Source organism: Kitasatospora sp. NPDC093558, assembly GCF_040683475.1.
In the GTDB taxonomy this organism is placed as follows: Bacteria; Actinomycetota; Actinomycetes; order Streptomycetales; family Streptomycetaceae; genus Kitasatospora.
The window spans coordinates 1-2567 of record NZ_JBFBDY010000798.1 but is presented as its reverse complement, the minus strand read 5'-3'; the positions used below and the strand labels follow the sequence as shown (position 1 = coordinate 2567).

Here is a 2567-nt window from a genome sequence, read left to right as displayed (position 1 = left end):
ACGAGGAGACCGGCCACGGGTTGCACGGGCGCTCCCCGGAACAGCTGCGCCGACTGCAACTCGTGCCGCAGGACCCGTACTCCTCGCTGAACCCCCGCCACAGCGTCGGCCGGATCGTCGCCCGCCCGCTCGGCCGCTTCCGTCCCGAACTGGACGCGGCGCAGGTGCGCCGCGAGGTGGACCGGCTGCTCGAACGGGTGGGACTGGCACCCGAGCACGCGGGACGCCGACCGGCGCAGCTCTCCGGAGGGCAGCGCCAGCGGGTCGCCCTGGCGAGGGCGTTGGCCGCAGAACCGGCGGTACTGCTGTGTGACGAGGTGACCAGCGCGCTGGACGCGCCGACCGCCCACACCGTGATCTCCCTGCTGGCCGAGCTCCGGCGCGAGCTGGGCGTCGCCCTGGTCGTCGTCACCCACGACCTCACCGTGCCCGCACGGCTGGGCGGCTCCCTCGCGGTGCTCGCCGACGGCCGGATCAGGGAGAGTGGCCCCGCCGAGCGGCTGCTCACCGCGCCCGCCGATCCGCTCACCCGTGAACTTCTCGCCGCCGTGGCCACGTTGCCGACCAGCGTGGTCGCACCGGCCGGGATCACCGATCGACCCTGAGGACTTTCCCCATGACTTCCACGGCTTGGCTGCGCCGTCCCCAGCTCCGTCCGAACGCCGCCGTCCGGCTGGTCTGCCTGCCGCACGCCGGCGGCTCACCGGGCCTCTACCGTGCGTGGGCCGCCCTGCTCCCGCCGGAGGTGGAGCTCCTGCTCGTCTGCCCGCCGGGTCGCGAGGACCGCCTGGACGATCCGCTCCCGGCCGACCTCGCGACGCTGGTGGGCGGGCTCGGTGCCGCGCTGTCACCGCTGCTGGACCGGCCCTGGGCGGTCTTCGGGCACAGCATGGGAGCGACGGTCGGCCATGAACTCGCCCTCCAGCTGGTCCGGCAGGGCCATCGCCCGCCCGTCCACCTGTTCGTCTCGGCCCGCGAGGCACCGCAGTTCCACCGCGGCGGCACCACGCATCTGCTCGACGACGACGCGCTCTGCGCCGAACTCGTCCGCCTCGGCGGCACCGACGCCGCCCTGCTGTCCATGCCCGAACTCCGGCGGCTGGTCCTCCCTGCGGTCCGGGACGACTACCGGCTCATCGAGACCTACCCGGCCCGCCCGGACGGCCTCCTGCCGTGCCCAGTGACCGCCCTGGTCGGCGCGGACGACACCGAGCTCACGGCCGAGGAGGCCGACGGCTGGCGGCAGTGGACCTCCGGCTCCTTCCAGCGTCTGACCTTCTCCGGCGGGCACTTCTACCTGTCGGACCGCCCCCAGGAGGTCGTGAGCGCGGTGTGTCGACGGATCGCCGAGTACACCACGGCCTCCCTCTGACACGCGGTGGGAGGCCGTGGTGCGAGCCGAGCCGTCTTACGCGGTATCGAGGTTGTCCCGCTCGCGGACCAGCAGGAGGCTTGCGGCCGCCGCGACCAGCGCGGCCATGCCGGCGATCAGGAAGATCGTCGACAGCGCGCCGGTGTAGGCGGTGTGCGCGAGGTCCACGACCTGGCTGCGGGTGGCGGCCGGAGTGGCCGTGGCGAGGGCGTCGAACTGCCCGGCCGTGACGAGCTTGCGCAGGTGTTCCGCGTCGCCCGGCGGGAGGCCGAGCCGGTCGAGCGCGGCGCCGGACATCACCGCGCCGACCTTGTGGCTGAGCACGACGCCGAAGGCGGCGACGCCGGTTGCGGTACCCAGCGGGAAGAAGCTGTTGGCCGCGCCCGAGGCGGTGCCCGCCCGGGAGGCCGGGACCACGCCCACGGCCAGCGCCAGGAGGTGGGGGAGGGTCAGACCCGCTCCCGCACCGAGCAGGAGCAGCGCGGGCAGGACGGCCGACCAGCCGTCGTGCGGGCCGGTCCCGACGGCCAGGAACATGCCGACGCCGACCACGGCCATGCCGAGCGCGAGCACCCCGGCGACCGGCATCACCTTGGTCAGCAGGCCGCTCAGCGGCGCCGCGATCACCAGGGCGACGGACTGTGCGAGCAGCACCAGGCCGATCCGGAACGGGCTGAGCTCCAGCATGCCGCCCAGCCAGAGGGTCAGGAACGGCAGCAGCCCGAAGCTGAAGATGCGGGCGGCGAAGCTGAGCAGCACCGCGCCGCTGAAGGTGGGGATGGCGAACAGTCGCAGGTCCAGCATCGCGTCCGGGCCCAGTCGCCACTGCGCGGCGGCGAACGCCACCGCCAGCACACCGCCCGCGATCAGAGCGGTGAGCACGTCCGGTGCCGACCACTCCTTCTCGGATCCGGCCAGCAGGCCGTAGTTGAGGGCGAACAGCGCCAGCACGGCCAGCACAGCCCCGGCGTAGTCGATCCGGGCGGGTCCGTCGGTGGCCACGCTCTCCGGCACCTTGCGGGCGGCGCCGACCAGGATGAGCAGTCCGATCGGCACGTTGACCGCGAACAGGAACGGCCAGCTCAGCCACTCGACGATCGAGCCGCCCACCAGGGGGCCGAGCGCCGCCGAGACGGCTCCGCCGGCTGTGAACAGCCCGATGGCCGTGGTGCGGGAGCGGGCCGGGGCGCCCTCG

3 protein-coding genes are annotated in these 2567 nt (G+C 74.0%); 2 read left to right on the top strand and 1 reads right to left on the bottom strand.

From position 1 onward, the window contains the following. A partial coding sequence (locus AB0O00_RS35355; RefSeq protein ID WP_363658805.1) for an ATP-binding cassette domain-containing protein occupies positions 1–605 on the top strand: 605 nt, incomplete at its 5' end. 11 nt (positions 606–616) lie between these two features. Further along, on the top strand, positions 617–1372 hold the full coding sequence (locus AB0O00_RS35350) for an alpha/beta fold hydrolase (protein ID WP_363658804.1): 756 nt from the start codon (positions 617–619) through the stop codon (positions 1370–1372). Between the two features lie 36 nt (positions 1373–1408). On the opposite strand, the gene AB0O00_RS35345 is transcribed toward AB0O00_RS35350, so the two are convergent. Then, positions 1409–2567: MFS transporter (locus tag AB0O00_RS35345; protein WP_363658803.1), on the bottom strand; the 1159-nt coding region annotated here is incomplete at its 5' end.

Coding starts and splice junctions, on each gene's coding strand:
- AB0O00_RS35350 (WP_363658804.1), top strand. CDS start 617: ATGACTTCCACGGCTTGGCTGCGCCGTCCCCAGCTCCGTCCGAACGCC.